Genomic DNA, 3,051 nt, shown 5'->3' with positions numbered 1-3,051 from the left:
CTACTCCAGCGGCGCCATCGGACGCCTGGTCCCTGACGACGTCGTCGGGTTGGTCCGCTACATACGCGACCACGGATGAGCGCGCATCCCACCGTGGAGCCGCGGCCAGACAACAACGCATTCCGGGTAAGCGAGGTATACACACCGTGAAAGCTGTCCAGATACACCGTTTCGGCGGATCCGAGGTCTTCGAGATCGTCGAGACTCCCACTCCGGCGCCGGGTCCCGGTCAGGTACTCGTCCGAGTCCATGCGGCCGGCGTCAACTTCGCCGAGGTCCTCATGCGTGAGAACCGGTATGCGGTGACACCCGATCTTCCTGCCGTCCTCGGCATGGAGGTTGCCGGCACCGTCGAAGCCATCGGGGCCGGTGTCGGCGGGCTCGGGATCGGTGCCCGCGTCGCCGCGCCGCTGTTTGCCGCGGGCGTGTCATTCGGGGGTTACACGGACCATGTCCTGATCAGCGCCGACTTCGTCGCCCCGCTTCCACCGGAACTACCGTTCGAGGATGCGACGGCGTTGATGGTCCAGGGACTCACTGCCCTGCACCTGACCAGCACCGCCGAAGGGCAAGGCGGTGCTGGTCAGCGCCGCCGCCGGTGGGGTCGGCACGCTTCTCGTCCAACTCGCCAAGCACGCGGGGGCAAGGAGCGTGATCGCCGCCGCGAGTACCGCCGAGAAGCTCGACACAGCCCGTTCGCTCGGCGCTGACGCAGGAGTCGACTACACCCGACCCGACTGGGTTGAGCAGGCGCGCGCGGCGAGCGACGGAAACGGTCCCGATATCATTTATGAATCGGTCGGCGGCGCGGTGACGACCGCGAGTCTCGACGCGCTCGCCCCGCTGGGTGAACTCGTCATATACGGGGCACTCAACATCCAGGAGTTCCAGCTCGGCGTACCAGAGCTACTCGGCCTCATTTTCAAGAATCAGTCCGTGACGGGCTTCGCGCTCGCCCCGCTGCTGAGCACGCACACCCTGCGGGAGGGGCTCGCCGAGCTGTTCGACCTCGCCATCCGGGATGAGATCACCGTGACCGTCAGTGGAACCTATCCCCTGGAGAAGGTGGCTGAGGCACACCGGGAACTCGAAGAGCGACGCACGACCGGCAAGATCGTTCTGGTGCCGTAAGGAGAAGCTGACAGAGAAAGGAAACCAGGCTCCGATCCGCCGATATCTCACCATCGTCGTCTCAGCACAGTACGCCGCTGCGGCCACCGCGTATTCCTCCTCACCCGGGCTCCCGGCAGAACTCGATGAGGATCACGCGGTGGCCGTTTTGCGTTGCCGGTGTTCAGTACGGCTTCTCTGCATCCCAGCTGCTATTCCCGAACCCGCCGACGGCCTCCACCTCGTAAGGTTCTCCACGCTTCCGCGGACGATGACGGAACGGCCTTATCGATTATTACTCTGTAAGATTTTCCGCACACTCTCGATCTCTTTTTTGGATTAGTGTCATGTCCGACCGAGAAGGAGGTAGAAATGCACAAAACAAACCGCGCATCCATCCGTTCCCGTTTCGCGGCCGGTACCGCGGCAGTCGCGGTGGGGACCGCTCTCGCCACTGTCGCGGCGACGCCGGCACACGCCGCCGGGTCGTTCACGACCGACCTGGGCCCGGTAGAACTGGTGTCGGTAACCCTGGGTGGCACGGGCGGCGCCAGCGACAGCACACGGGTGGACTTTCCTGGTTCGCAGGTTTCCGCCGACGGCCGGTACGTCATCTTCGAGTCGGCCGCGTCCGGCCTGGTGGCCGGTGACACCAACGGCGACTGGGACGTCTTCCTGCGGGACCTGACCACGCAGACGACGACCCGGATCTCCGTCGCCAAGACCGTGACCGGCAAGGGGCGACGGGCGACCACGACGTTCACGCAGGTCGAGGGTTCATCGAGCGGCGGGGTGGCGCTTTCGGCCGACGGGTCGATCGCGGCCTTCACCTCATTTTCCAGCGAACTGGTGCCAGGCCAGCCGGGCCAGACCGGTGTGCAGGACGTGTTCGTCCGCGACAACCGCACGGGGGACGTCACCCTGGTCTCCGCGCCGACCGGTCTGCTCTCCAGCCACGTCGGCGCCCTCCAGCCCAGTGTGTCGGCGGACGGTTCGACCGTGTCGTTCAGCGCACGGACGAGCAGCGCGCCATACCAGATCTTCGTGTACAACGTGGCGACGGGGACGACGACGCTCGCGTCGGTGACGGGAACCGGCACCGACGGGAACGGCTCGAGCGTGGTCAGCAGCCTGTCCGCGGACGGCACCCGGCTGTCATTCCTGTCCTACGCATCGGACCTCGTCGCTGGTGACGTCAACGGCAGCGGCGACATCTTCGTGCGTGACCTGACCACGGGGCAGACCGTGCCGGCCACCGTCACAGCCGACGGTGTGTGGGGTGACGACAACTTCGCATCGCTGGCGCGGATCTCCGGCGACGGGACGAAAGTGGCGTTCTCCTCCCCGGCCACGAACCTCGTGCCGGACGACACCAACGGGCTCACCGACATCTTTCTCAAGGACCTCGTGACCGGCAAGCTGACCCGCGTGTTGACCGATCAGGACGGCAGGCAGTTCGACCGAACGGCGACGGCGCCGTGGATCTCCCAGGACGGCACCACCGTGGTCTTCAGCGCGTTCTATGCAACAGATGTATCGCCCGGGGTGCCCGGTGCCATCAGCGACATCTTCGTCAAGCGCCTGGACACCGGTTCGCTGGCCCTCGTCTCCACCAACAGTGACGGTGCCAGCATCAACTATTCGGCGCAGTTTCCCACGATCAGCACTGACGGCTCCCAGGTCGTGTTCCAGTCCTCGGCCGACAATCTGGTGCCAGAGTACACGGGTGGCATTGTACCGTTTCAGCAGGTCTACCACAAGACCCTGAGCTGACAACCCGCCGACCACCGGCCGTCCACGCGGACCTTCCGCGTGGACGGTTCCCGTTCTCAGGCGTCCCCGGTGGCCCGCTCGAACGCGGCGAGGAGTATTCCTGCCGGCCAGAATCCCTGGTTATGCCGGGTCTTCGAAGTTAACCGGGGTGGGCGTGAAACCCCAGCC

General features: G+C 65.5%; 1 protein-coding gene and 1 pseudogene. Both read left to right on the top strand.

Features of this window, described 5'->3' with window-relative positions; genetic code table 11:
• Positions 1–146: 146 nt before the first annotated feature.
• Positions 147–1,131, top strand: a pseudogene (locus ACY45C_RS14700) (quinone oxidoreductase family protein).
• A gap of 351 nt (positions 1,132–1,482) precedes the next feature.
• The gene (locus ACY45C_RS14695; protein WP_462188168.1) at positions 1,483–2,883 is read left to right on the top strand and encodes a TolB family protein; all 1,401 of its coding nucleotides are present in this window, start codon (positions 1,483–1,485) and stop codon (positions 2,881–2,883) included.
• Positions 2,884–3,051 lie beyond the last annotated feature (168 nt).

Source organism: Frankia sp. CcWB2, assembly GCF_977927585.1.
This window is presented reverse-complemented; position numbering and strand designations above follow the sequence as displayed.

Excerpts from the sequence above, each read along its gene's own strand:
- ACY45C_RS14695 (WP_462188168.1), top strand. The coding sequence starts at position 1,483 with ATGCACAAAACAAACCGCGCATCCATCCGTTCCCGTTTCGCGGCCGGT.